The sequence below is a fragment of the Gemmobacter nanjingensis genome, from assembly GCF_014652195.1.
Lineage (GTDB): Bacteria > Pseudomonadota > Alphaproteobacteria > Rhodobacterales > Rhodobacteraceae > Gemmobacter > Gemmobacter caeni.
Map to the genome: position 1 here is coordinate 29,568 of NZ_BMYI01000022.1, position 22,943 is coordinate 52,510.

The 22,943-nt window shown below is 64.5% G+C and carries 26 protein-coding genes; 10 read left to right on the forward strand and 16 right to left on the reverse strand.

What is annotated here, in order from left to right; all coding sequences use genetic code 11:
• Positions 1-46: 46 nt before the first annotated feature.
• The 4 genes from IE126_RS22130 to IE126_RS22145 all read right to left on the reverse strand — a co-directional run bounded on the left by IE126_RS22130 (position 47) and on the right by IE126_RS22145 (position 4,894).
• Positions 47-1,978: an AAA family ATPase gene (locus IE126_RS22130; protein WP_189382293.1), complete on the reverse strand. Its 1,932-nt coding sequence runs from the start codon at positions 1,976-1,978 to the stop codon at positions 47-49.
• Between the two features lie 2 nt (positions 1,979-1,980).
• Positions 1,981-3,111, reverse strand: a complete 1,131-nt coding sequence (locus IE126_RS22135; protein WP_229825800.1) for a hypothetical protein — start codon at positions 3,109-3,111, stop codon at positions 1,981-1,983.
• The gene (locus IE126_RS22140) at positions 3,112-4,185 is read right to left on the reverse strand and encodes a hypothetical protein (RefSeq protein ID WP_189382295.1); all 1,074 of its coding nucleotides are present in this window, start codon (positions 4,183-4,185) and stop codon (positions 3,112-3,114) included.
• 130 nt (positions 4,186-4,315) lie between these two features.
• Positions 4,316-4,894, reverse strand: coding sequence for a cyclase family protein (locus IE126_RS22145; protein ID WP_189382297.1), 579 nt, complete (start codon positions 4,892-4,894; stop codon positions 4,316-4,318).
• 36 nt (positions 4,895-4,930) lie between these two features.
• On the opposite strand from IE126_RS22145, the gene IE126_RS22150 reads away from it, so the two are divergent.
• Both IE126_RS22150 and hemC read left to right on the forward strand, forming a co-directional pair.
• Positions 4,931-6,226 carry an acetylornithine deacetylase/succinyl-diaminopimelate desuccinylase family protein gene (locus IE126_RS22150; RefSeq protein WP_189382299.1) on the forward strand — a complete coding sequence of 432 codons (1,296 nt, stop codon included), beginning with the start codon at positions 4,931-4,933 and terminating at the stop codon, positions 6,224-6,226.
• Between the two features lie 39 nt (positions 6,227-6,265).
• Complete coding sequence (gene hemC / locus IE126_RS22155; protein ID WP_189382301.1) at positions 6,266-7,222, forward strand: hydroxymethylbilane synthase; 957 nt, start codon at positions 6,266-6,268, stop codon at positions 7,220-7,222.
• Between the two features lie 72 nt (positions 7,223-7,294).
• On the opposite strand, the gene ccoS is transcribed toward hemC, so the two are convergent.
• The 6 genes from ccoS to IE126_RS22185 form a co-directional block, all read right to left on the reverse strand.
• Positions 7,295-7,453 (reverse strand): cbb3-type cytochrome oxidase assembly protein CcoS, encoded by a 159-nt coding sequence (gene ccoS / locus IE126_RS22160; protein ID WP_108128375.1) that lies wholly within the window; start codon positions 7,451-7,453, stop codon positions 7,295-7,297.
• A gap of 7 nt (positions 7,454-7,460) precedes the next feature.
• Positions 7,461-9,680, reverse strand: coding sequence for a heavy metal translocating P-type ATPase (locus IE126_RS22165; RefSeq protein WP_189382303.1), 2,220 nt, complete (start codon positions 9,678-9,680; stop codon positions 7,461-7,463).
• A 3-nt stretch (positions 9,681-9,683) separates the two neighbouring features.
• Positions 9,684-10,139: a FixH family protein gene (locus IE126_RS22170; protein WP_108128373.1), complete on the reverse strand. Its 456-nt coding sequence runs from the start codon at positions 10,137-10,139 to the stop codon at positions 9,684-9,686.
• A 1-nt stretch (position 10,140) separates the two neighbouring features.
• The gene (gene ccoG / locus IE126_RS22175; RefSeq protein ID WP_108128372.1) at positions 10,141-11,562 is read right to left on the reverse strand and encodes a cytochrome c oxidase accessory protein CcoG; all 1,422 of its coding nucleotides are present in this window, start codon (positions 11,560-11,562) and stop codon (positions 10,141-10,143) included.
• A gap of 750 nt (positions 11,563-12,312) precedes the next feature.
• Positions 12,313-13,170: a sigma-70 family RNA polymerase sigma factor gene (locus IE126_RS22180; protein ID WP_054303159.1), complete on the reverse strand. Its 858-nt coding sequence runs from the start codon at positions 13,168-13,170 to the stop codon at positions 12,313-12,315.
• On the reverse strand, positions 13,160-13,621 hold the full coding sequence (locus IE126_RS22185) for a carboxymuconolactone decarboxylase family protein (protein ID WP_229825801.1): 462 nt from the start codon (positions 13,619-13,621) through the stop codon (positions 13,160-13,162). Before IE126_RS22185 ends, IE126_RS22180 begins: the two co-directional genes overlap by 11 nt.
• Before the next feature lie 861 nt (positions 13,622-14,482).
• Here IE126_RS22185 and IE126_RS22190 point away from each other — a divergent pair.
• Positions 14,483-15,193 carry a phage major capsid protein gene (locus tag IE126_RS22190; RefSeq protein WP_229825803.1) on the forward strand — a complete coding sequence of 237 codons (711 nt, stop codon included), beginning with the start codon at positions 14,483-14,485 and terminating at the stop codon, positions 15,191-15,193.
• A gap of 11 nt (positions 15,194-15,204) precedes the next feature.
• Positions 15,205-15,759: a hypothetical protein gene (locus IE126_RS22195; RefSeq protein WP_189382305.1), complete on the forward strand. Its 555-nt coding sequence runs from the start codon at positions 15,205-15,207 to the stop codon at positions 15,757-15,759.
• On the opposite strand, the gene IE126_RS22200 is transcribed toward IE126_RS22195, so the two are convergent.
• Entirely contained in the window at positions 15,724-16,188 is a 465-nt protein-coding gene (locus IE126_RS22200; RefSeq protein WP_189382307.1) for a hypothetical protein, read from the reverse strand. The two genes, IE126_RS22195 and IE126_RS22200, sit on opposite strands and share 36 nt — an antisense overlap.
• 13 nt (positions 16,189-16,201) lie before the next feature.
• Positions 16,202-16,381, reverse strand: a complete 180-nt coding sequence (locus IE126_RS22205; RefSeq protein WP_189382309.1) for a hypothetical protein — start codon at positions 16,379-16,381, stop codon at positions 16,202-16,204.
• A gap of 29 nt (positions 16,382-16,410) precedes the next feature.
• Here IE126_RS22205 and IE126_RS22210 point away from each other — a divergent pair, with 29 nt between their 5' ends.
• Together IE126_RS22210 and IE126_RS22215 are read left to right on the forward strand one after the other, a co-directional pair.
• Positions 16,411-16,812 carry a hypothetical protein gene (locus IE126_RS22210; protein ID WP_189382311.1) on the forward strand — a complete coding sequence of 134 codons (402 nt, stop codon included), beginning with the start codon at positions 16,411-16,413 and terminating at the stop codon, positions 16,810-16,812.
• Between the two features lie 126 nt (positions 16,813-16,938).
• A complete protein-coding gene (locus IE126_RS22215) occupies positions 16,939-17,178 on the forward strand; it encodes a hypothetical protein (protein ID WP_189382313.1) in 240 nt (79 codons plus the stop codon).
• A gap of 543 nt (positions 17,179-17,721) precedes the next feature.
• On the opposite strand, the gene IE126_RS22220 is transcribed toward IE126_RS22215, so the two are convergent.
• Positions 17,722-17,964 (reverse strand): helix-turn-helix domain-containing protein, encoded by a 243-nt coding sequence (locus tag IE126_RS22220; RefSeq protein WP_229825804.1) that lies wholly within the window; start codon positions 17,962-17,964, stop codon positions 17,722-17,724.
• A gap of 79 nt (positions 17,965-18,043) precedes the next feature.
• On the opposite strand from IE126_RS22220, the gene IE126_RS22225 reads away from it, so the two are divergent.
• Positions 18,044-18,358 carry a hypothetical protein gene (locus IE126_RS22225; RefSeq protein ID WP_054303112.1) on the forward strand — a complete coding sequence of 105 codons (315 nt, stop codon included), beginning with the start codon at positions 18,044-18,046 and terminating at the stop codon, positions 18,356-18,358.
• A 31-nt stretch (positions 18,359-18,389) separates the two neighbouring features.
• Positions 18,390-18,923, forward strand: a complete 534-nt coding sequence (locus IE126_RS22230) for a hypothetical protein (RefSeq protein ID WP_152968417.1) — start codon at positions 18,390-18,392, stop codon at positions 18,921-18,923.
• A 397-nt stretch (positions 18,924-19,320) separates the two neighbouring features.
• Here the strand turns inward: IE126_RS22230 and IE126_RS22235 are convergent, their stop codons facing one another.
• The 3 genes from IE126_RS22235 to IE126_RS22245 all read right to left on the reverse strand — a co-directional run bounded on the left by IE126_RS22235 (position 19,321) and on the right by IE126_RS22245 (position 21,246).
• Positions 19,321-20,130, reverse strand: a complete 810-nt coding sequence (locus IE126_RS22235) for a hypothetical protein (RefSeq protein WP_229825805.1) — start codon at positions 20,128-20,130, stop codon at positions 19,321-19,323.
• Between the two features lie 16 nt (positions 20,131-20,146).
• A complete protein-coding gene (locus tag IE126_RS22240) occupies positions 20,147-20,875 on the reverse strand; it encodes a HupE/UreJ family protein (protein WP_189382317.1) in 729 nt (242 codons plus the stop codon).
• Between the two features lie 74 nt (positions 20,876-20,949).
• A complete protein-coding gene (locus IE126_RS22245) occupies positions 20,950-21,246 on the reverse strand; it encodes a hypothetical protein (RefSeq protein WP_189382319.1) in 297 nt (98 codons plus the stop codon).
• Between the two features lie 124 nt (positions 21,247-21,370).
• On the opposite strand from IE126_RS22245, the gene IE126_RS22250 reads away from it, so the two are divergent.
• Positions 21,371-21,628 carry a metal-sensing transcriptional repressor gene (locus IE126_RS22250; protein ID WP_189382320.1) on the forward strand — a complete coding sequence of 86 codons (258 nt, stop codon included), beginning with the start codon at positions 21,371-21,373 and terminating at the stop codon, positions 21,626-21,628.
• Between the two features lie 6 nt (positions 21,629-21,634).
• Positions 21,635-22,942: an MFS transporter gene (locus IE126_RS22255; RefSeq protein ID WP_189382322.1), complete on the forward strand. Its 1,308-nt coding sequence runs from the start codon at positions 21,635-21,637 to the stop codon at positions 22,940-22,942.
• The last annotated feature ends 1 nt before the right edge of the window (position 22,943 follow it).

Sequence of the window (22,943 nt, forward strand, 5' to 3'; positions counted from 1 at the left end):
TATCCCCGGGGCGCTCCGCAGGCGCGGGGGCAGGGCCCCCAAACGCTCATCCCCGCCCCTCCAGATAGCGCCGCTTCGCCTCTTCCTGCCGGCCGAAATCACGGACCATGGCGCTGATCGCAGCCTCGTCCGATTTGTCCGCATAGCGGAATTCCGAATCCGCGTAGCGGTTGATCTCCTGCACCACCATTTCCACCGTGATTGGCGTCATCAGGCTTCGGATCATCTCCATCTTCCGCTCATAAGGCTGAAACAGGAACAGGTCGGGGGTTTCCATCCAGGCGTCGGGCAGTTCGAAATCCATTGCCCGCACCTTCACCGCGTCGGTGATGTTCTTGATCGCCCGCCCGGTGAAACGGTCATCGGCCTGCTGGATCGCCTTGAGGTAAGTGCCAAGCTTCGCGATCGTGTCCAGCGGCCCGATGTCAGCCGCCACCTTGTCGAACACCCGGATCAGGCCGTCCTCCTGCGGGCGGGCGTGTTTTTCGAAACTCGCCGCCACGGCGCGCTTGATCTCCTGCGCGGCAAACAGGTCATGCTCCCCCAGCGGAATCGCATGGTTCTTGCCCAGCAGCAGCGCGAGGATGTCGATGTAATCCTCGCGGCTTTGTGGTCCGTCCACCAGAAACCGCGCGCCCGCCCGCTGACGCAGCGCGTCATCGACGTTTTCGGGATAGTTCGAGAACATGCCAAAGGTGCAATTGCCGCGCACCACGGTATTGGCGCCGGCGAAGGCCTCCATGAACACCGCCGTCACCTCCTGCTGGCCCGCGCTCGACTGCCGGTCGCCGCGCTTGCCCGCGATCTGGTCGATGTCGTCGATGGTGCCGAAGGCAATCACCGCCGGGTCGATGACATTGGTGATGAAGGCCTTGGCGTTCTGCCCTGATTTGCCCTGATAGCTGTCGATCTGGTCTATCGAGAAGTTCTGATAGCGGAACGGGTAGCCCGCGACCTTGCAGTAATCGTTCAACAGCCCCGCCATCATCTGAATAAGCGTGGTCTTGCCTGTGCCCGGTTTGCCGTCGCCCATGAAGGTGAAGATGAAGCCGCCCAGTTCCGCGAAGGGGTTGAGCTTCCGGCTGAAATCATAGGCCATCAGCATCTTGGCCAGCCGCATCGCCTGATATTTGGCGATATGGTTGCCGACCACCTCGGTCGGTTTCCTGAACTGCATGGTCAGTGCCGTGCCCTTCGCGGCGCGGGCGGGGCTGAAGCCTGCAAGGGTCAGCCCGTCCGCCTCCACCCGCCAGCTTTGAGCGGCAAACAGTGCGGCAGGTGCCACGCCCTCGACGCGGGAGGCGACGCGGGTCATCAGCGCCTCGCAGAAGGCAGCGATGGTGGCGATCAGGCGTGGGTCATCCGTGCCATGGGTGGCGATGTCCTGATCCAGCTCCCACAGCGCACCTTGCAGCGCGAGCGGTGCGTTGTCGGTCAGGATCTCCTCGACCGTGCCCAGTTCCACCGTCACCTCGCCCAGCGCAGGCGCCAGCAGATAGGCCGTGGCATTGGCGAAGGCATGCAGCACCACCAGCGCCTCGGCAGCCAGCAGCGCGGTAAACTCGGCCCGGCGCGGTTCGGGCAGGCGGGCCTCAAGGTTGGCACGTTTCAACTCGGCCAGCGCGGAGCCTTGCGCAAAGGTTTCCCCCATGGCCAGCGCAATGGCGAGACCCCGCCGCAGCGCCGCAAGCGCCTGCGCCTCGGGCGGCGTCACCAGACCCCCGCCCAAAGCCTCGATCCGTTCGACCAGCCGCACGCCGCCGGGCCGGGCCACGGGCCGCGCCGCCATCCCCGGCACGGTCGACCGGAAACGCGGCCGCGCCCCGATCCCGGGCGAGCGTTCGGGTTCCGCCGCCGGGGCCGCCGTTGCCGTGGCGATGCGTGGCGCGTGATCGAAGCCGGTCAGCAGGCCCAGCGCCCCGTCGTAATGGGCACGGATGGTTTCTTCCTTCAGCTCCATCGTGTCGCGTGTGCTCATTTCTACCTCGCGGGAATGAGGCGCCCGCCGGCACCCACAACGAATTTACGGATATTGGCGAAACCGGGCGGGTTCAGCTCGGCCAGCGCCTGATAGGGGCGTTCCGGCAGGATCATCATGCGTTCCAGCCGCGTGGCGCCGGTCTCACCGCCGTTCACCGGATCCAGCCGCCAGACCTGCCGTAAAGCGGTGGAAAACCAGCCGTCCTTCACCTCTTCCTCACGGTCCGAGAGCAGATCTTCGATGGTCCAGACCAGCGCCCAATCCTCGCCCGTCGGGGCCATGGCATTGGCGAGCACCTCGGCGATGGGGCCGGATTGCAGGGTGAAGCTGTGCGAATACATCGGCCCCAGCGTGATCCGCCGCAGCCGCCGGGGGTAAAGATCGGCGAAGTCGCGGTCGAATCCCATGGCAATGGTCACGAGCTTCAGCCCCGCCAGAGATTGCGCCATCAGATGCGCCTGCGCCTGCGGCCAGCGGCGGTCATCGGTCGGAAAGGGGCGGCGGCCGGTATCCTCCACCTCCAGCAGATAAACCGCGGGCAGGTTGGTTTGCGTGTCGTAAACCGCCCAATGCACCAGAAAGCGCCGCCGGTCGCCCACATCGGCCACCCATTGCGCATCGGGGTCGTTGCGCGCCTGAAACAGCCCGCCCGCCTTCAGCGCCTCGTAATAAAGCCGCTGCGACAGCGCGAATTGCAACTGCGTCGGCACCGTCAGATCACCGACGATCTGGCGCACCATCCGGTCTTTCAGCTCCGCCTCCGCCGCCATACCCGCCAGATGCTGCACGGCATGCTGCGCATCCACCGCCATCAGCATCAGTTCCTGCGCGATGGGAAAGCCGCTTTCATGCCGGTCAAAGGTCGGCGCACCGGGCAGCGCGCCCTCCAGCCGCCCGGTCATCAGATATTTGTGGCTGAGCGCGCGGAAGGTCGCCGCGAGCCGCTGCACATAGCCGCCGATTACCCGCGCCTCCAGCCGACCCAGACGCCCCTCGGCCTCCAGTTCCGCCGCGACCCGACCCAGATGGCCGGTGATCGCGTCGAACTTGGCGAAATACCGCCGCGCCAGCAGGCCGTCAGACAGCGTGGCGTGATCGTCGGTCAGCGCCTCTTTCACCGTATCGGACACTTATTCGCCATACTGGTTCTTGTCGTGTTTCTCGACGATCTTGGCAAAGCGCCGCGCAAAGCGTTCGTCAGCCTTGGCCTTCGCCTCCAGCACCTGCCGCGCAAAGACCATATGGCCCTCGTGCGCCTCCAGCATGTCGGCCATGCGCTGATTTGTGGCGGTGCCGATGGCGGCCATGGCGGCCTGCGCCTCCTGGTCGGTCTTGACGCCGATCTCGTTGATCCGGTGCGCAACATCCTGCTGCTGCGCTGTTTTCAGTGAGGACGTCAGCGCGTCATACAGCACCACCCGCTGACGGGTGTCGGTTTGCAGCTTGTTGATCAGCACCATCTGCGTCGCCGCCTGGTTCTGCAAACTGTCGACCCAGGTCTTGCCCTTCTCGATATAACGCTCAAGCGTCTGGCTTTTCGCCAGCTTCACCTGCTCATCCTGCACCAGCGCGTTGTATTCGGCGTTCAGCGTCGCAAGCTCGGTTTCCAGCTTGGTGCGGGCGGCGGCGTCCTGTTCGACGGCGATCCTGTTTTCCAACTCGATGATCTTCGGGTCCATGCCGGACACGCGCGCACGCACGGCTTCCAGCTCGGCCACCGTCGTCTCACGCTCGTCCAGCGTGGTAACGAGGTTCGCCTCCACCTTGCTTTTCTGCCCGTTCAGCAGGTCAAGCTGCCCTTGCAGCAGCTTCACGATCACATCGGATTTCGAGATCAGATCCTGCAACTTGCTGTCGATCGAGGCGGTGCGCAACCGCTCCTGCCGCATCGACTCGGATTTGGAGCCCGAGAAGAAACCGACCACGCTTTCCATCGTGGTCTTCGACCGCAGTTCGTTGAAATCCTCGGTGAAGCCCGCCGTCACATCATCCAGTCCCATGATCAGCTCGGCGATATTGGCGTTCATCAGGTCGGTATGCTTGTGCACATCGTCCAGCGTCGCATTCTCGATGTCGATGGAAGCATCGCCCTGCGACAGGTTCTGGCGCGCGGTTTCGATCCGGGTGGTGATGGCGGCAATCTTTTCCTGAGCCTCTGCGATCTGCTTCTGGCTTTCGGCGATCTGGGCATCAAACGTGGCCATCTGGCTCCTCCAAGTGAATCTTGTTTACATATGTGCGGGTCACAGGCACCTTACCAGAACCACGCGCGGAAAAATTGCGGCGCGGCCTGACACGCTTACCGTCCAAGCCTGCGCCAGCCTTGCGGGAAAATCAACGCAGCACATCACCGCGCGCCAGAACCCGGCGGGGCGATCCGCCGGTGCCGACCAATCGCAGGGGCAGCGCGATGATCTCGCCCCGGTCGGGCAGGTGCGCAGCGGCACTCTCGTCCAGATCCTCGACCAGATAGACCCCGGCACGCGCCAATGCACGGTGCAGGAACAGCGGCCTTTCCCCCGCCACCTGCAAGCCGCCCGCCATGACCCAGACCGGGAACCCCAGCGCCAGCGCAGCGTCGAACCCCGCCCGCGTGATCGGCCCCACCGTGCCATCGACGAACAGGATCGTCGCCGCGCCGCGTTGGGGCACCTCGCCCCGCCGCAGCGTGACGTAACGCCCGACCAGCGCCGAAACCGGCAGCGCCTCCAGCGTGGCGCCGCCTTCCGCCATATGCGCCGGCGCGTCGATATGGGTGCCGCATTGCGTGCCCAGCGCCAGCCGCTGCACCGCATAGCCCTGCCCGGCAATGTCGCACCACGGCGCAACGCTGAACGGCGGGTCGGAATAGCCCGGTTCCGCATAAACCGTCAGCGTTTCGTCCATCGGGCGGGTAAGGTCGATCCAGTCCATTGCGAAACGCTAGGCCGCGTCCCTATGATCCGCAACATGGAACCCGATCTGCACCCCCGCCTCGCCGCCGAAATCGCCGCCCGTCGCGATGACCTGATCGCGCTGACGCAGGATCTGATCCGTATTCCGACGCTGAACCCGCCGGGGCGCCATTACCGCGAGATCTGCGATTACCTGTCCGACCGGCTGTCGGCGCGCGGCTTCGTCACCGCGTTGGTGCGCGCCGAGGGCGCACCGGGCGACAGCGAGACATGGCCGCGCTGGAACATGGTGGCGCGGCGCGAGGGCAGCGGCCCCGGCGAATGTGTGCATTTCAACAGCCATCACGACGTCGTGGAGGTCGGCCACGGCTGGACCCGCGATCCGTTTGGCGGAGAGCTCGACGGCGACCGTATCTATGGCCGCGGCGCCTGCGACATGAAGGGCGGCCTTGCCGCCAGCATCATCGCAGCCGAGGCTTTCATCGCCACCTGCCCCGATTTCACCGGCGCCATCGAAATCAGCGCCACGGCGGACGAGGAATCCGGTGGTTACGGCGGTGTCGCCTACCTTGCCGGACAGGGCTGGTTCGACCCCGACCGCGTGCAGCACGTCATCATCCCCGAACCCCTGCACAAGGACCGCATCTGTCTGGGCCATCGCGGCGTCTGGTGGGCCGAGGTGGAAACCAAGGGCCGCATCGCCCATGGCTCCATGCCCTTCCTCGGTGACAGCGCCATCCGCCACATGGGCGCGGTGCTGGAGGAGATCGAGCATCGCCTCTATCCCCACCTCGCCACCAAGCGCACCGCCATGCCGGTGGTGCCCGAGGGCGCCCGGCAATCGACACTGAACATCAATTCGATCCACGGCGGCGAGGCCGAGGCCGAACCCGGCTTCACCGGCCTGCCCGCGCCCTGCGTCGCCGACCGCTGCCGCATCGTGCTGGACCGCCGCTTCCTGATCGAGGAGGCCCTGCCCGAGGTGAAGGCTGAGGTGACGGGCCTGTTGGACGGCCTGAAATCCAGCCGCCCCGGCTTCGATTACACCATCCGCGACCTGTTCGAGGTGCAGCCCACCATGACCGAACGCGCCGCCCCGGTGGTGCGGTCTACAGCCGCCGCCATCGAAAAAGTGCTGGGCCAGGTCGCCGATTACGTCGTCTCGCCGGGCACCTATGACCAGAAGCATATCGACCGCATCGGAAGGCTGAAGAACTGCATTGCCTATGGGCCGGGCCTGCTGCATCTGGCGCATCAGCCTGACGAATGGGTCGGTGTGCAGGACATGCAGGACAGCGCCCTTGTCATGGCGCTGGTTCTGACGGATCTGCTGGCCCCTGCGGCGCGCTGACCGTTGCAAGGCAGACGCCGCAAGGCTATGCCGATGGGCATGACGCTCGCACTCCCCACCCCCGCCGAACCGCTGAAGATCGGCACCCGCGGCTCGCCGCTGGCGCTGGCTCAGGCCCATGAGACGCGCGACCGGCTGATGGCCGCCTTCGGTCTGCCCGAAGACGCCTTCCGCATCGTGGTCATTAAGACCACCGGCGACGACTCGGTGCTGATCGCCGCTGACCGCCCGCTGAAGGAGATCGGCAACAAGGGCCTCTTCACCAAGGAAATCGAAGAGGCACTCTTGTCCGGGGGCATCGACATCGCGGTCCATTCGATGAAGGACATGCCGGTGGCGCAGCCCGGGGGGCTGATCCTTGATTGCTACCTCCCGCGGGAGGATGTGCGCGACGCCTTCGTCTCCGCCACCGCCACCGGCATCGCCGACCTGCCGCAGGGTGCCCGCGTCGGCTCCTCCAGCCTGCGCCGCCGCGCACAGTTGAAAGCGCGCCGCCCGGATCTGGAGGTGGTGGAATTTCGCGGCAACGTCCAGACCCGGATGAAGAAGCTGACCGACGGCGTAGCCTCGGCCACGTTCCTTGCCATGGCCGGGCTGAACCGGCTGGGCATGGCGCATGTCGCCCGCTCCGCCATCGAACCCGAAGACATGCTGCCCGCCGTCGCCCAAGGCGCCATTGGTGTGGAGCGACGCCTGAACGATCCGCGCACCGAAGCGATGCTCGCCGCGCTGCACCACGCACCCACCGGCCTGCGCCTTGCTGCCGAGCGTGCCTATCTGGCAGCGCTGGATGGGTCCTGCGAAACCCCCATCGCCGGGCTTGCGCTGCTGGACGGCGCCGACCTCTGGCTGCGTGGCGAGATTCTGCGCCCCGACGGTTCTCAAACCATCACCGGTGCCATTCGCGGCCCCGCCAGCGATGGCGCTGCCCTTGGCCGCCAACTCGCCGCCGACCTGCTGGCGCAAGCCCCGAAAGACTTCTTCGCCTGGCGCTGAGCTTTACCTTGGCAAAATATCCTCGGGGGTTGCCCCGTAGGGGCAAGGGGGGCAGACAACCCCCCTTCGACATCACTGCTTGGGGCGGTCATCGTAATCCTTGGTCAGAATGCGGTTTGCATCGCCCTGCGGATCGTCAAACTGCCCCTTCTTCAACGCCCAGAAGAAGGCCACCAACCCGACCCCGCCCATGAACAGCGAGATCGGAATCAGAAACGTCAGGATACCCATTCCAGCCTCATTTCAGCCGCAGCGCGTTCAGCGTCACGGATATGGATGACAGCGACATCGCCAGCGCCGCCGCCAGCGGCGTGGCCAGCCCCACCAGTGCCAGCGGCACCGCAACCACGTTGTAAAGCGCGGAAATGCTGAAATTCTCGCGAATCCGCCGCGTCGATTGCCGCGCGATCCGGGTCGCATCGGCAATTGGTGCCATATCCTGCCCCAGCAGCACGATGTCCGAGGCAGTGCGCGCCGCATCCAGCGCGGTCGCGGGCGAGATCGACACATCCGCCGCCGTCAGCGCGGCAGTATCGTTCAGCCCGTCCCCGACCATCAGCACCTTGTGCCCCGCAGCAGTCAGCGCCGCGACCTCTGCCGCCTTTTCGGCAGGCAGCGCGCCTGCCGTCCAGTGACGGATGCCCAGACGCCCGGCAAGATCGGCCACCGCCCCTTCGGCATCACCGGAGATCAGCCGGATGTCCTTGCCCTGCGCCTGCAAGGCGGCCACCGCCTCGGCGGCACCCGGCCGCAGCCGGTCGGCAAAGGTGAAGGCGCGCGGGCTGCCTTCGCCGGTGCAAAGATAAGTCGCGGTCACCGGCAGGGCCTCGGCCGCGCACCAGCCGGCGCGGCCCAACCGCACCCGGCGGCCGCGCCATTGCCCCTCGACGCCATAGCCCGGCACCTCGCGCAAATCGGATACCTGCGCCGGATGCAGCCCTGCCGCGCGCCCCGCCTGCACCAGCGATTGCGCCAGCGGATGCGCCGAAGCCCCGGCCAGCGCCATCGCCACTTCGGCCGCCTGACGCGGATGATCGCCCAGGTTGGTCAGCTCCGGCACGCCCAGCGTCAGCGTCCCGGTCTTGTCGAAGACAACAGTATCCACCTCGGCCAGACGCTCCAGCGCGGTGCCGTCTTTGATCAGCAGACCCTTGCGGAACAGCTTGCCCGAAGCCGCCGTCACCACCGCCGGCACCGCAAGCCCCAGCGCACAAGGGCAAGTGATGATCAGCACGGCAGCAGAGATATTGACCGCATAGCGCAGATCGCCGCCGGTTTTCCACATCCAGAACCCGAAGGCGGAAAAGCTGAGCAGATGGACCAGCGGCGAATAGGCGCGCGCCGCGCGTTCGGCAAGGCTGGTGTAGCGGGTCTTGGCCGCCTCGGCCACCGCGACCAGATCGGCCATGCGATGCAGGCTGGAATCCTTGCCCGCCGCCGTGACGCGCAGGGTCAGCGGACCTGTCAGGTTGACCTCGCCCGCACTGACCACGGTATCAGGCCCAGCCCAGACCGGCAGACTTTCCCCGGTCAGCAGCGAGCGGTCCAGCTCCGACGTGCCCTCGACGATCACCCCGTCCACCGGCATCCGGCCACCGGGGCGCACCCGCACCAGTTCATCCACCGCAATCTCGGAAATGGCGACCGCCACTTCCTCGCCCTCGCGCACTACGGTGGCACGGGGCACTTCCAGCGCCGCAAGCTCCTCTGCCGCCGACCGCGCCACTGCGCGGGTGCGGTGATCAAGATAGCGCCCGGCGAGCAGGAAGAACGCCAGCATCACCGCCGCATCGAAATAAGCGTGATGCCCGGACTTCATCGTCTCGAAGACCGAAATCGCCGAAGCGAGGATCAGCGCGAGGCTGATCGGAACATCCATTCCCAGTCGCCCGACACGCAGTGAGGCCCAGGCGGATTTGAAAAACGGCTGACCGGCAAAGACCACTGTCGGCAGGGCAATAGCCCCGGAAATCCAGTGGAACATGTCGCGCGTCGTATCTTCGGCGCCCGACCACACGGCAACCGACAGAAGCATGACGTTCATCATGGAAAAGCCGGCAACACCCAGCCGCATCAGCAGATCGCGGCCCTGCTTGTCGGTCTCGGTCGCGCTCAGCAGGCCCGCGTCCAGTTCATGTGCCTCGTAGCCTGCGCCTTTCAGCGCGGCGATCAGGGGGGCGGCCTCAAGTGCGGGATCGGCATCGACGGACACCCGCTTCAGCGTCAGGTTCATCCGGGCCAAGCGGACGCCGGGCACATCCGCCAGCGCCCGTTCCACGGTCGAGATACAGGCCGCGCAATGAGCCATCGGCACCGAGAGCATCAGCCGCGCATCCTGCGGACCCGCCATCTGCGCCAGACGTTCCGCCGAAGGTGCAGCCACGCAGGCCGGACAGGCAGAAGGCGCCCCAAGGCCGGTGTCTTCCGGCCCCCGATCAATCCGTTGCGCCAGCGTCATGGCCTACCCCCGGATGAACAGATCAAGCCGTTGCCGGAACAGCGTGCCATCCTCGGCATGCGCCTCGACGTGCAGCATCCACTTGCCCGGCGCCAGATCGACGGCCGCCTTGTATACCCCGGCCTCGCGCACGAATGTCGGGGTCTGGTCGTCAGCCGCGGTCGTGGTGCGGCCGATCAGAACGTTCAGGTCGCGCACCGGCACCAACTGTCCCGAGGCATCGGTAAAGGTCAGATGCAGGCCCTCGCCGTTGCGATATTCGGGCACCAGCATCCAGCCCAGCGCCTCCTGCGCCTTGCGGTCACTGTCGAAGCTTTGCGAGGCGACATAAGAGTTCTGTACCTCCAGCCCTGGAAAGGTGCTGATCGCCTTGTAGGCCATCAGAACATTGACCGCGATGATGATGGCGAAGGCCCCGACGGTCACCACCAGCACCTGACGCCCTGTGATTTCTGCCATCTCAGTTGTCCTTCCCGTGGAACACGGTGTCATGGTGAACCCGCGTATCGCCGCCATCGGCGTCGTTGATCCAGAGCCGTACTTCGGTGCGTTCCTGCTGCGCCGCCTCGCTGCCCGGCTGGGCCTCAAGATACATGCGGACAGAGAGGGTGTCATTGGCAGGGACGCTCACCGTATCGCCATCCGTTCCCTCGATCCGAACGCGCAGATCGGCCTCCGACGTCACGCTGATCGCATAGTCGTGCGCCGCCCCCAGCTTGTTGCGCAGCCGCAGGTCATAGGCATTGCGAATCGTACCATCCGAGAGCGTGACATACAGCGGATTGCGGATCGGCGAGACGTTCACATCGATATCCGAGCGCATGAACAGCGCGACCAGCAGGGCCACACCCACACCTGCCCAAAGCGTCGTGTAAAGGATCGTGCGCGGGCGGAAGACGTGTTTCCACACCGATTTCGGCGGCTGACCCGCCCGCTCGCGGGTCTCGTCGGTCAGCGCCAGATACCCGATCAGATCGCGCGGCTTGCCGATCTTGTCCATGATCTCGTTGCAGGCATCAATGCAGAGACCACAGGTGATGCAGGCCAGTTGCTGTCCGTTGCGAATGTCGATTCCCATCGGGCAGACGTTGACGCAGGCCTTGCAGTCAATGCAGTCGCCGTTGCCCGCCACCCCCGGCTTGCCGCGCGGCTCACCCCGCCATTCGCGATACCCGATGGTCAGCGTGTCCTCGTCCATCATCGCGGCCTGGATGCGCGGCCAGGGGCAGGCATAGATGCAGACCTGTTCGCGGAAGAAACCGCCGAAGGCAAAGGTCGTCGCCGTCAGGATGAACAGCGTCGTATAGGCAATCGGATGCGCGTTGCCAGTCACCAGGTCGCGGGCCAGCGTCGGCGCATCGGTGAAATAGAAGATCCATGCCCCGCCCGTCGCCAGACCGATCAGCAGCCACAGCGTCCATTTCACCAGGCGCTTGCGGATTTTCTCGGCATCCCATTTCTGACGAAACAGCCGCAGCCGGGCGTTGCGGTCCCCCTCGACCCAGCGTTCGACAAGGATCATCAGATCGGTCCAGACCGTCTGCGGGCAGGCATAGCCGCACCAGACCCGCCCTGCGGCCGAGGTGAACAGGAACAAGCCCAGCCCCGCCATGATCAGCAGGCCCGCGACGAAATAGAATTCATGCGGCCAGATCTCGATCATGAAGAAGAAGAAGCGTCGGCCAGCCATATCCAGCAGGATCGCCTGATCCGGCAGTTCCGGTCCGCGATCCCAGCGAATCCAAGGCGCGAGGTAATAGGCCCCCAGCATCAGGGCCATGAGCCACCACTTCAGCGTGCGGAAATTGCCCTTGATCCGCTTTGGAAAGATGGGCTCGCGGGCTGCGTAAAGGCTGTGCGGCTCGGTATCGGGGCTGGTCACGGACGGAACTCCGGTTGGCTGTGTTGCGGCTGGTATCGGACGACAGACCCGTTGCCGCCTTGACCTGCATCAAACTCGCATCCGCAATGCAGCTAAACCATGCGTCATATCGCGCTATGGGGCAACCTGCCCGAGGTCGCTCAAGGGTTTGCAGTGCTCCCGCGCTTCCGGCTGGCGCGGAGCGCCGCCTTCCAGCGCCTCGGTTTTACCTCTCTCGACCATGGCATCGCCGTCGCAGGTCGCCAGAGGGCCGGCCCGTCGCCGCACGGCCTGAACGTCACGGGACCGGCAGCATTGCCCCACGACAACCGGATGTCCGTCCGGTCACGGCCAGCGGAGTTGGCTGTAACGGATGATAGTTGACACACAATTTTGCAGTCTTTTACTCGAAAGTTGCAGCAAGAGTGTTCGGAGATATCCGGGGGGCGGTCCCCAAGGCCGCGAGCGCGACCACCCCTTGTCGTCCATCTGACCTGCCAAATTTGCTGTACCGCGCACTAAGGTCCGCTTTCGGGAACGCGGCGAGGCAGCATCAGGCTTAGTGAATGACCGTCTAGGGCCGGGCCCTGCCCTTCGTGGCCAGTGGCCCGCGAAACTGCAGGTAGGTGCCTCGCAGCATGTTGCTCGGAGCCCTTTGCGGACCGTCAGAGCATGACTCATTTTAGTTTCGCTCTTCCGATGTCTCCTGTCATTCGATTGTTGCTGACAGCCGCATTTTCATGCCCGTGATCCGATATGCGTCGGTCACAATCAATGCGGCAGCACCCCGGTCAACTTGTCCGGGTTACGGGTGATGTAGATCCGGTTGATACGGCCGTCCGTGATGTCCAGCGCCGTGGTTTGCAGAGAGCCGGCAATGCGGGAGATGAAGCCCGGCAATCCGTCAATCGTGGTTGTGCTCAGCAGTTCCATTTCCGCACCGAATTTGCGCGACAGGGCCGCGAACATGCGGGTGATCGCGGCCTCGCCCCGGATCACGTTCAGAACTGCATTCACCTTGCCACCACCATCGGCATGCAGCGTGGCGCCTTCGGCCAGCATGGTGCCAAGTGCTGCCGCATCGCCGGTCTTGCAGGCGTCAAAGAAGGCCCGGGCCAAGGCCGTCCCGGTGTCGCGCGGCACGGTATAGCGTGGGCGGTCGATCTGCACATGCGCCCGCGCCCGGGCCGCCAGCTGCCGCGTGGCGGCGGGGGCACGGTCAATGGTACGGGCCACCTCATCCAGCGGTTGACCGAAAACATCGTGCAACAGGAAGGCCGCACGCTCCAGCGGCGACAAGCGCTCCAGCGCCACCATCAGCGACAGTGTCAGGTTGTCAGGGCGCAGCGCATCGTCGGGTTCTTCGATCAGCGGCTCGGGCAGCCAGGTGCCGGGATAGGTCTCGCGCCGCGCGCGGGCCGATTTCATCTGGTCGAGGCAAAGGCGCGACACGACCCGCGTCAGCCAGGCCGCCGGTTCTGCGACCTGACCATGATCGCCATTCTGCCAGCGCAGCCAGGCCTCCTGCACCATGTCCTCGGCCTCGGCATGGCTGCCCAGCATCCGGTAGGCCAGACGCAGCAGCCGAGGCCGCTGCGCCTGAAAGATATCAACGGGATCAGGCCGCATGGGGGCGTTCGGCGGGCAGATCCAGCCCATGCGCCACGCTAAAGGCAATTTGGGTCCGGTTCCACAGGTTGATGCCGCTGATGGCAAAGGTCAGGAAGGCCAGCTCATCCGCATTGAATACCGCCGAGACCGCCTCCCAATCTGCATCCGTGGGATGCGCCGCGGCAACTGTGGTCAGCTTTTCCGTCCAGGCCAGCGCCGCCCGTTCGCGCGGCGTGAACAGCGTGCTGTCGCGCCAGCCTGCCACCATATGCAGCCGCAGATGGCTTTCGCCATCTTTCAGCGCGTCGGAGACATGCATCTGGATGCAGAAGGCGCAGCCGTTGATCTGGCTGGCGCGCAGTTTGACCAGATGCAGAAGCACATGGTCCAGCGGGCCCTTGCGCAGCTCGGTCTCGAAGGTGACAAGGCCGTTGAAGGCGCTGCCAATGCGTTTGAAATGGTCGGTCATGCGAGGTGTCATCGTCTATCTCCAGGTTGATCTGACACCGAGAAGACGAGACGGCCTAGGCTTTTGTGACATGGCACAGGCAATATTATTGCACAGGGTTCAGGCCGGACAGCCGGCCCACCTCTGGCTTGCTGTAGCGATTAACGGCAGCAAAGTCCTGCGTAGCCGCCATTATGGCCTAAGCTTTGCTGCGACGCCAGTCGAACGGCAGCTTTCGGGAACGCACTGATACTACACTCTGACACGTCGACCGGCAGCTCTGGGGCTGTTCCTGCCAAGCGATATGCGTTAACGCTACACTTTGATCGGCCCCGAATCTACAGCCTCTGTCGCACGCTGCAAGGGAGCAGGAAGTCAAAATCTGTTCCATGTTCAGCGGTCTTTCACAGTGGGGCTGTCAAAGGAAATATGTATAAATTTCATTATCATACCCAAACATGGAACAGCCGAAGCAAACTTGGCACCTGATTTCCATGTTCGGAACTGTCGCCCGATGGCGGTCTCTCGGCGCATATCCCCGATTCCGCCTTGTTTTCTTGGGCTTTCGGCCTTCTGGCACATAACGCCCGCCACGCCTTCAAATGGCCTTCAACGCCCCTTGAGGGGCCTTTTCACGACTTACTGCATGACAGCGCGCCGCAGCGTTGAAGCCGGCCTGCGATCACTGCAACCCCCTGTTTTTCTTGACTTGCCCGAGGTCTTCCGGGGTCAGTTGGGATCTTCCGGGTTCATTGTAGGTGATAGCTGACACGCAAATTTGCAGTGTTTTACTTAGAACGTTGCAGCATGCCGGTTGCTGCTGAAGTGGCGTTTAAGGGGTCTTGAATACCCCGATCATACCCCACCGACTCTGGCACCAGCGTGACGACCCGCACCGGCATCACGAATGCCAAGTGGAAGGGCGAGACGCAGGCGCAGGAAGAGTCAGCGCCGGGCTTCGGTCAGGCCGAAGTCGTGGTGAACGAACTGACCACCTATGTGGACATTTCGAACACGCTGCTGGCCGATGCTTCGCAGGCCGAAGCTGAGGTGCGGCAGGCCCTGACCGAGGATTTCGGGGCCAAGGAAGGGCTGGCCTTCGTGAAGCGTTCGGGCGACGGGCAGCCCGAGGGCGTGATGACCAAGGCGGGCATTGCCGAAACCGTCAGCGGCCACGCAACCCAGATCACTGCCGACGCGCTGGTGACGCAGATGTATGCGCTTCCCGCCATGTATCGCAACGCGGGCACCTGGGCGATGAACGGCACCACCTTGGGCCTTCTGCGCCTGCTGAAGGATGGGGGCGGGCGGTTCCTGTGGCAACCGTCCTATCAGGCGGGCCAGCCGGAAACCATCCTCGGGCGCCCGGTGATCGAGCTTCCCGACATGCCCGATGTCGCGGGCGGAGCCTTCCCGATCATCTTCGGGGACTGGTCGGGCTACCGGATCGTTGACCGCGTGTCGCTGTCGGTTCTGGTCAACCCCTACATCCGGGCGACCGAAGGCATCACCCGCATTCATGCGACCCGCCGCACGGGCGGGCGCGTCATCCAGCCTGCGAAGTTCCGCAAGCTGAAAATCGCCGCTTCCTGAGGGGGATGAACATGCGCGACCTTTACAGCAACATTGCCGCGACGCTGGCCCTTGCCCCTGCTGTGCAATCGGCGGCGGCACAAGGGCCTGCGGTTGACCTGATCAGGGGCGTCGAAACGGCAGAGGGGATCGATGCCCAGACGGCGGCGATGCAGATCCTGCTGCAGCAGGTGGAACAGCTGGTCGCGCTGAACGGCGACGAAGCGCAGGCGCGGGGCAATGCGGTGCAGGCGCTGGGAGACCAGATTGCCGGGGTGGCGGATGGCATTGCGGCCGAGGCCGAGGCGCGCGGCACTGCCATACAGACGCTGGCCGATGGTCTGGCGGATATCGCACAGGATATCTCGGACGAGGTGGCCCGCCGTGCCGACAAGCCGGACCAGCAAAACCGAGACTGCCGTGAAGACCGGCGGCGCGGCGACCACCAGCCTGCGGGCCAGCCTGTTGCCACTGGCCTCCGAGGTGCTGGATCAGGGCTTTGCCGAGTTTCTGGCGCGCCGGAAGGTGCGCAAGGCTGTTGCCGAGGCGGATCAGTCGCTGACCGCACAGATCCGGGCGGTGGATGACCGGCTGATCCTGACGGCCGATGCGGTGACGCGGCTGGAGCTGGATCTGCCGAAGCTTGCCAGCGCCACCGCCGTGGATGCTTTGCGGCTGAGGGTGACCACCGCCGAGGGCAGGATCACCTCGCAGGGCGAGGCGATCACCGCGCTCAACACTGCCTTGCCGGGCAAGGCCAGCGCCTCGGCGCTGGAGGCGCTGACCTCACGGGTCACGCTGACCGAAAGCGGAATCGTCTCGCTGGGGCAGTCGGTCACCGATCTGGGCACGGCGGTTGCGGGCAAGGCCGGTACTGACGTGGTTGCCGCACTGGAAAGCCGGACCAGCAAAACCGAGACTGCCGTGAAGACCGGCGGCGCGGCGACCACCAGCCTGCGGGCCAGCCTGTTGCCACTGGCCGCATTGCTCTTTTCGGGCGATTTGCAGCACTTCATTGCTGCGGCCCCGCTACACCGTGACCGGGAAATTCGACACCAGCAGCTCGGCTCGCGCCCCCGCTTGGTCGTTGCCGGTGCGGCTGATGGTGTAGCTGGTGGTCACGCCGGTCAGCTGGAAGCGGTCGAAGATCTCGCGGATCTCGGGCACGTCGTTGACCGAAGGGGCCGAGGTCCGGGGCGCCCAGCGCAAGGAAGCCTATCGCATCGTGAGGCCCGCCCATGCTGTTTGACGTGCAAGCCGCTCTGGCCGAAATTCTGGCGGCCTCCGTTGCGACACCTGCGACACCCGCGACAAACAGCCCGGAAATGCCCCCCGTGTCGCAAGTGTCGCGGCTGTCGCAGTCGCAGCCCGCCGAAATCCCGGCCCCGGCAACTGTGCTGCCCTTCACTCCGCCGCCCGGTGCCCCGGCACCTTCACGGGATGAGGGCGACACCTTCCGCCATGGTCATTCCTTCGAGGGCAGCCCCCGCACTTGGACAGGCCGGATTGTCAGTCTGGACGAATGGCGGCGCCTGTCGGCTTGGGACCGCCACGGCCCCGATGGGCGCCTGTTCTGCGGCTTCTGCCGCGCATGGGTGGCCCCCGGCGGCTGCCCACATTGCCAAGGCGGCACGACATGACCGCACCCGCCGCTATGGGCGAGGTCCGAGGCCGCAGTTTCGGCATCGCATGACCCGCAAGTCAGCTTTCGCCGCCCGTGCCATTACATGCATTTGACCCCGCTTTGGCCCCTCGGAAATCAAGTGATGCCGCAACCCGATCCCTTCGCCCTGTCCTATGACGAAACCCAGGAAGGCACCCCGATGGTGCACTCGGATGTGTCGCCCAACTCTGGCCCCTTCGCGGGCAACCGGCGGCATCGGATAGCCCGCGCGGTGGCGGTGCTGCGGCGCTTGCAGCGCAATGGCTGGATCTGCCCGCATTGCGGCGACCCGGTGCCGCTCTGGCGCCGCGCCGATGCGGTGTTCTGTTCGCCGGGCTGCTAGAAACGCGCCAAGCGCGCCCGGCAAGCCCGAGGGGGTGGGGGTGGGTAAAAGTCTGGACCGGCAAGGAAGGGGACCGGCGGGCTTCATGCAGGGCGTTTGCTAACACAGTTTTTTGGACCGGACGCAGCGCCGCACCGATTTATTGGACATCATCACGCGAGGCAGCCACACCGATTCAGGTGAGGTCATAACGCGAGGTCGCACCGATTTATCGGTGGTCGTGACGCGAGGCCCGGCGCCGCGCTTTCACGGGAACAGGCTGAACCCTTGGACGTGAAAAGCGCAATTCACGCGCGCGCAGGCGCGCGATTGGTGACATAAAATAGGCGCCGATAGGCGAAGAACAGGCCGGGCGGCTGGCCCTGCGCGGGTAGTTTCCTCCCCCGGCCTTTCGCTATGCGGGGCAGCGAAGCGCCCGGCGCCGCAGCCGCTAAACCTGCGACGAAGCCTAAACTAAACGCCCGAGGTAAAACGGCGGCACCCCGATCTGCGAACCGGGGGGCGGGCTGTTCCCCTCTCCCGAAAAAATCCGGGGGCTGCCCGTCATTCCTTGCCGCCCAGCGCGACCCCCGGCCCGGCGGCAACCTGCCCGGCTTCGAGGAACTGGACGCCTTGGGCTTCGAGGGCCTTGCGGATGGCTTCATGCGTCTGGCCGTAACCGGCAAGCGGGCCGTTTTTGCTTTCAAGCCTCTGGATTGTCGCCCAGCCGATCCCGCTGGCATCTGCCAATTCCCGCGCCGACCATTTCAAGAGCGCGCGCGCAGCCCTGATCTGTTCCCCTGTCATGTGCAAACCTGATATAATTTATATTGATCATAGATCGGCCCATGGATAGTATAATTTATATCAACCCGAGGGGCTAGCCATGGCCATTGACCGCGCCGCACTGTTCCGCCTCGCATGGACCTGGGCCAAGCAAGACCTGTGGAGCGTCCGCGCCCCGGCTTCCCGGCTGCGCGCCTTCTTCAAGGTATCGTTGGCACAGGCATGGCGGGAGATGAAGCGCCGGGCTGCGGCCCGCGCCGCCGCGATTGCCCCCGCAGCCAATGCCCGCCCGGTGGAAGTTGTCCGGGCCGAGATCTGGGCCTTCGAGTGCAAGGACAGCATTCGCGGCGCCGACTGGCAGACCCTTGCCGCCTTGAAAGCCGAACTTGCCGCCGCCGAACTGCGCGCGGCCTAAAACTTCCCTCTGACCAATGGAGATATTGCCCATGACGACCCAAAAGGAACAAAGCCCGGTTGCTGTTCACGCCGCGATGAACGCCACAGATCGGCGTATCAGCCGCGCCCTTGGTCTTGCCCATATTCTCTATGCCCAAGCCGAAGATTTTCCGGGCTTGAACAACCCGGAACCGAAGGCGAATGGCCTTATGGTGCTGCTTGACCTGTTGTTGGACGAAATACAGGCAGCACAGGACGCGCATGAAGCCGAATGGCGGGCAATCCGCGAGGCGAATGAGGGCGGGGCCGTGCAAGTCGCCGAAACCCCTGTCATGCAACTCTTTCGCCAATGGGTTGACGCGGCGTCGAAGCTGGACGCCGCAGCGCAGGCCGATGCCGAGGGGTGGGAGGTCATGCTAGACCGGCAAACGGATCTGGAAGATTCCATATTGCGCGCGCCCGCCGTTGACACCCGCGACTTCGCCGCCAAGGTTCTGGCCTATTGCAATGAAGGCCACGCGAACCTGCCTAACCTGCCCGAACTCTGGGCGGAGGGGCGCCGGGTGCTGGGCGTTACACCCTAGAAGGCTATCCGCGCACCGATCCGAAACCCAATGCCCCGCCCAGCGCGGGGCTTTGTCGTTTCATGGTCTGGCATCGGCGCCCTGTCCGGGGAGGGGGTGGTTCAATCTCTGGCAGGCTGCGGAGGGAACCGGCGCCATCCGTCAAATTCTCACTCGGAAGAAACTGAGACAGTTTTTTGGGGCCGCTTCGCGCGCAAGCTGTCGCAAGGCGTAGCTTCCAAGCGTTTTTGGGATGGCGGGTTCTTTGGAGGGTAAGCCAGAAAAACCCCTGACTTTTCCAATGTTTTCAATGGGTAATGGCGGAGGGGACGGGCCTGACGTCGAACCTTCTCCACTTAGCACGACCGTTCTTGCCCTCATTGGGACCGCGCCGGAGCGGGCCCCGGCGCAGCAAGGTTCACGGCGTCAACAGCCGTTCATACTCACCCCGGACATGAAGCGTCATGGTCACCGGCGCCTCCGTGCGGTTGCGCCAGAACCAGCCGTGGTTGCCGGTGAAGGCGGCTGTCAGAATGCCCGCTTGACCGGGCACTGCGCGCCCTTGTTCGTAGCTGATTTCCTGACCGCTGCCGTCCCCGTGCATGTCGTGGTTGAGGACCGCACCGTTGGCCGTCCATTCGAACTCGGCCTGCTCGCCCTCCTGCATGCGAAGCTTGGCTTCGATTCCTTCGCCGGGCTGCAAAGTGAAGCTCCAGGTGTCGCGCCAAACCGGGGCGACCGGGGCCTCTGCGGCTGCGACGGCGGGCGCTTCCACCTCTGCCGGGGCGGCGACAGCGACTTCCGGCGTCTCGGGGGCGCGCTCTGCGCCAACGATGGCGGCGATGGCGGCGACCTGAGTTTCGATCGCAACAAGTCGATCCAGGACTTCGGGATCGGAACTTGTCGCCACGACCGTTGGCGAGGTTGCAGCCAAGGCGGCATCTTCGGCTGCAGCCTCGGCATAAAGCTGTTGCTTGATTTCACCCATCTGCGTCAGCCCCATCACACGTCCGAGACCGGTGGCGTCGATCCCATATTCGGCGGGCAGCCAGAACAGGACCAAGATGGCGCCGGCCGCAGCGGCCGAGCCAAGGGTGGCACGGATCAGGCCACCGGAACTGGCCTCAACCCCGCGGATATGACCTTCCGCATCCATCGTCCGGCCGCGGGGATCGGCGCGAAGGGGTTGCGCGGGCGCCTTGCTGATGTCGAATTGTTGTCTTTGCATAGGAAGTCTCCGGAAATCAGGCAGTGACAAGGCCGGCGATCTGGAACCCCATCAGGGCAAATCCGGCGGTCATCATGAGGACGTTCACGGCATAGGCCTGCCGCGCGAATGAGGGGGTGGCCCGCCAGCGGGTCATCACTACGAGAATGGCCGCAAGCGCGAGAAGCTGCCCGATCTCGACCCCAACGTTGAATGCGATGAGGTTCGGCAAGAGCCCGTCCGGCGAGATGTCATAGTCGATGATCTTGGACGCGAGGCCGAAGCCATGCAGGAAGCCAAAAATCAGGGTTGCCAGCTTGGTATTCGGTTGGACCCCGAACCACTTCCGGAGCGCGCCGAGATTGTCGAGCGCCTTGTAGACGACCGAAAAGCCGATGATCGCGTCGATGATGTAGCTGTTGATGCCGAAGTCGAACCAGACGCCCGCGAGCATGGTCGTGGAATGGCCGATGGCGAAGAGCGTCACATAGATGCCGATTTCCTTCATCCCGTAGAGGAAGAAGATCACCCCGAGCAGAAACAGGATGTGATCATATCCGGTCACCATGTGCTTGGCGCCGAGGTAGAGGAAGGGGATGATGTTCACCCCCGTCACCTCCTGGATATAGCCCTTGTCGCCCAGCGTGACGGCATGGGCAAAGGCTGAACTAGCCCAGAACAGGGCCAGAAAACCGATCAGCAGCAGGCAGAGTGCCCGCCCGATTGCATGTGCCGGAAAGCGTTTTCCGGCTGTAGTGTAGAACATCGAATTCCCTTTCGTCTGACAGATTGCGGATGCGGCCCCGGGCCGCCCCCGTTCCGGTCCCGTTTCCGGGCGTGTCAGACGAGGCGAGGAGGTCGTCGCAAAGAATGCGGCGAATGCTCGGAAACTTGCAGAACGACATTGGTCGAATGATCGTCCATCTGCTCCAAGCCACGCCATCCGGAAACGGCGAGCACCGTCTCGCTATGATGTTCATGATCGGTGGCGTCGTGACCGGCGGTGCGGTCGACATCGACATCCGCATGGGCGTGTCCATGCGCAAGGGATGCATCCGATAGGGCGATCGCCGAAGGAGCATGGGTCAGCGCGACCAGGATCGGCGCAAGGACCAGCGCGAACACGACGAACCACATGCCAATGACATGCGGCAGTCCTGTCGCTGATCGCCCCGTTCTCGTCATCTGCCTGTTTCTGCCTCTGATCTGCTGGCGCTTGCGCGCTCTTGCTGTATCCCCCCTGGGGGGATATGACTTGTATATGTCAGATGATCACCAGCACGCAACCCACCCCGAATTGATCAAGCGACTGAAGCGCGCCGACGGCCATTTGCGGCATGTGATCGAGATGATCGAGGCAAGCCGCCCCTGCGCCGATATCGCGGTTCAGTTGCAGGCGGTCGAAAAGGCGGTGACGGCGGCCAAGCGCACGCTGATCCATGACCATATCGACCATTGCCTCGGGCACGGTGGCGAGGATGACCTTGCCGAAATTCGTGCGCTGGCGAAACTCCTCTGAGGCCCCATGCTCGCCATTCTCGCCAACCGCACCTATCGTCACCTCTTCAGCGCGCAGGTCATCGCGCTGATCGGCACCGGGCTGATGACCGTGGCACTTGGCCTTCTGGCCTATGATCTGGCGGGGGCGAATGCTGGCGCGGTGCTGGGTACAGCGCTGGCGATCAAGATGACCGCCTATGTGTTCATCGCACCGGTGGCGCAGGCTTTCACGAACCGGCTGCCGCGCCGCGCGGTTCTGGTGTCGCTGGACCTGATCCGCGCTGGTGTGGCGCTGTTTCTGCCCTTCGTAACCGAGATCTGGCAGATCTATTTGCTGATCTTCGTGCTGCAGGCAGCTTCGGCCGGATTCACCCCGACCTTTCAGGCGGTAATCCCCGATATCTTGCCAAAGGAAGAGGAATACACCCGCGCGCTCTCGCTCTCGCGGCTGGCCTACGATCTGGAAAGCTTGGTCTCGCCGATGCTCGCGGCCGCGCTCTTGACGGTGATCAGTTTCCACAACCTGTTTGCGGGAACGGTGGTGGGGTTCCTCGTCTCGGCGGCGCTGGTGGTCAGCGTGACCATTCCGACACCCACCCCCGGCCCGATGCGTGGCATCTGGGATCGCACGACGCGCGGCATCCGCCTTTACCTTGCGACGCCCCGTCTGCGCGGCCTTCTGGCGATCAACCTCGCCGTGGCTGCAGCGGGCGCCATGGTCATCGTGAACACGGTCGTCATCGTGAAGGCGGGCTTCGGCCTTGCCGATGCCGAGGTCGCCTGGGCGCTCGGGGCCTTTGGCGGCGGCTCGATGATCGCGGCGCTCACCCTGCCAAAACTGCTGGAGAGCGTCCCCGACCGCCCGGTGATGATCTTGGGCGCGGCGGTGCTGGTCATCGGCACCGCCATCGGCGCGCTGATCCCGTCGTTTACGCTGCTGTTGCCTCTGTGGTTTGTCATCGGCTTCGGATATTCGGTGGCGCAGACCCCGTCAGGTCGTCTCCTGCGCCGCTCCGCGCAGGCCGAGGACCGCCCCGCGATCTTCGCCGCGCAATTCGCGCTGAGCCATGCCTGCTGGCTGATCGCCTATCCGCTGGCGGGGCGGTTCGGTGCGGGGATGGGGCTGCCTGCGACCTTCGTGCTGATGTCGGTGATCGGGCTTGCCGGCGTGCTGCTGGCGCTGCGTCTTTGGCCTGCGGGAGACCCCAGCGACATCGCACATGAGCACCCCGACTTGCCCGCCGACCATCCGCATCTGCGTGAACATGAGCCAGCCCATCATCATGCCCTGATCATTGACGATCTGCACCGGCACTGGCCCGTTCGGCCCTGAG

Bases quoted from the DNA above. Each gene is read 5' to 3' on its own strand.
- IE126_RS22130 (WP_189382293.1), bottom strand. From the start codon at position 1,978: ATGAGCACACGCGACACGATGGAGCTGAAGGAAGAAACCATCCGTGCC.
- IE126_RS22140 (WP_189382295.1), bottom strand. From the start codon at position 4,185: ATGGCCACGTTTGATGCCCAGATCGCCGAAAGCCAGAAGCAGATCGCA.
- IE126_RS22145 (WP_189382297.1), bottom strand. From the start codon at position 4,894: ATGGACTGGATCGACCTTACCCGCCCGATGGACGAAACGCTGACGGTT.
- IE126_RS22150 (WP_189382299.1), top strand. From the start codon at position 4,931: ATGGAACCCGATCTGCACCCCCGCCTCGCCGCCGAAATCGCCGCCCGT.
- hemC (WP_189382301.1), top strand. From the start codon at position 6,266: ATGACGCTCGCACTCCCCACCCCCGCCGAACCGCTGAAGATCGGCACC.
- ccoS (WP_108128375.1), bottom strand. From the start codon at position 7,453: ATGGGTATCCTGACGTTTCTGATTCCGATCTCGCTGTTCATGGGCGGG.
- IE126_RS22165 (WP_189382303.1), bottom strand. From the start codon at position 9,680: ATGACGCTGGCGCAACGGATTGATCGGGGGCCGGAAGACACCGGCCTT.
- IE126_RS22170 (WP_108128373.1), bottom strand. From the start codon at position 10,139: ATGGCAGAAATCACAGGGCGTCAGGTGCTGGTGGTGACCGTCGGGGCC.
- IE126_RS22180 (WP_054303159.1), bottom strand. From the start codon at position 13,170: ATGCGGCCTGATCCCGTTGATATCTTTCAGGCGCAGCGGCCTCGGCTG.
- IE126_RS22185 (WP_229825801.1), bottom strand. From the start codon at position 13,621: ATGACCGACCATTTCAAACGCATTGGCAGCGCCTTCAACGGCCTTGTC.
- IE126_RS22195 (WP_189382305.1), top strand. From the start codon at position 15,205: ATGCGCGACCTTTACAGCAACATTGCCGCGACGCTGGCCCTTGCCCCT.
- IE126_RS22200 (WP_189382307.1), bottom strand. From the start codon at position 16,188: ATGAAGTGCTGCAAATCGCCCGAAAAGAGCAATGCGGCCAGTGGCAAC.
- IE126_RS22210 (WP_189382311.1), top strand. From the start codon at position 16,411: ATGCTGTTTGACGTGCAAGCCGCTCTGGCCGAAATTCTGGCGGCCTCC.
- IE126_RS22215 (WP_189382313.1), top strand. From the start codon at position 16,939: ATGCCGCAACCCGATCCCTTCGCCCTGTCCTATGACGAAACCCAGGAA.
- IE126_RS22220 (WP_229825804.1), bottom strand. From the start codon at position 17,964: ATGACAGGGGAACAGATCAGGGCTGCGCGCGCGCTCTTGAAATGGTCG.
- IE126_RS22225 (WP_054303112.1), top strand. From the start codon at position 18,044: ATGGCCATTGACCGCGCCGCACTGTTCCGCCTCGCATGGACCTGGGCC.
- IE126_RS22230 (WP_152968417.1), top strand. From the start codon at position 18,390: ATGACGACCCAAAAGGAACAAAGCCCGGTTGCTGTTCACGCCGCGATG.
- IE126_RS22235 (WP_229825805.1), bottom strand. From the start codon at position 20,130: ATGCAAAGACAACAATTCGACATCAGCAAGGCGCCCGCGCAACCCCTT.
- IE126_RS22240 (WP_189382317.1), bottom strand. From the start codon at position 20,875: ATGTTCTACACTACAGCCGGAAAACGCTTTCCGGCACATGCAATCGGG.
- IE126_RS22245 (WP_189382319.1), bottom strand. From the start codon at position 21,246: ATGTGGTTCGTCGTGTTCGCGCTGGTCCTTGCGCCGATCCTGGTCGCG.
- IE126_RS22250 (WP_189382320.1), top strand. From the start codon at position 21,371: ATGTCAGATGATCACCAGCACGCAACCCACCCCGAATTGATCAAGCGA.
- IE126_RS22255 (WP_189382322.1), top strand. From the start codon at position 21,635: ATGCTCGCCATTCTCGCCAACCGCACCTATCGTCACCTCTTCAGCGCG.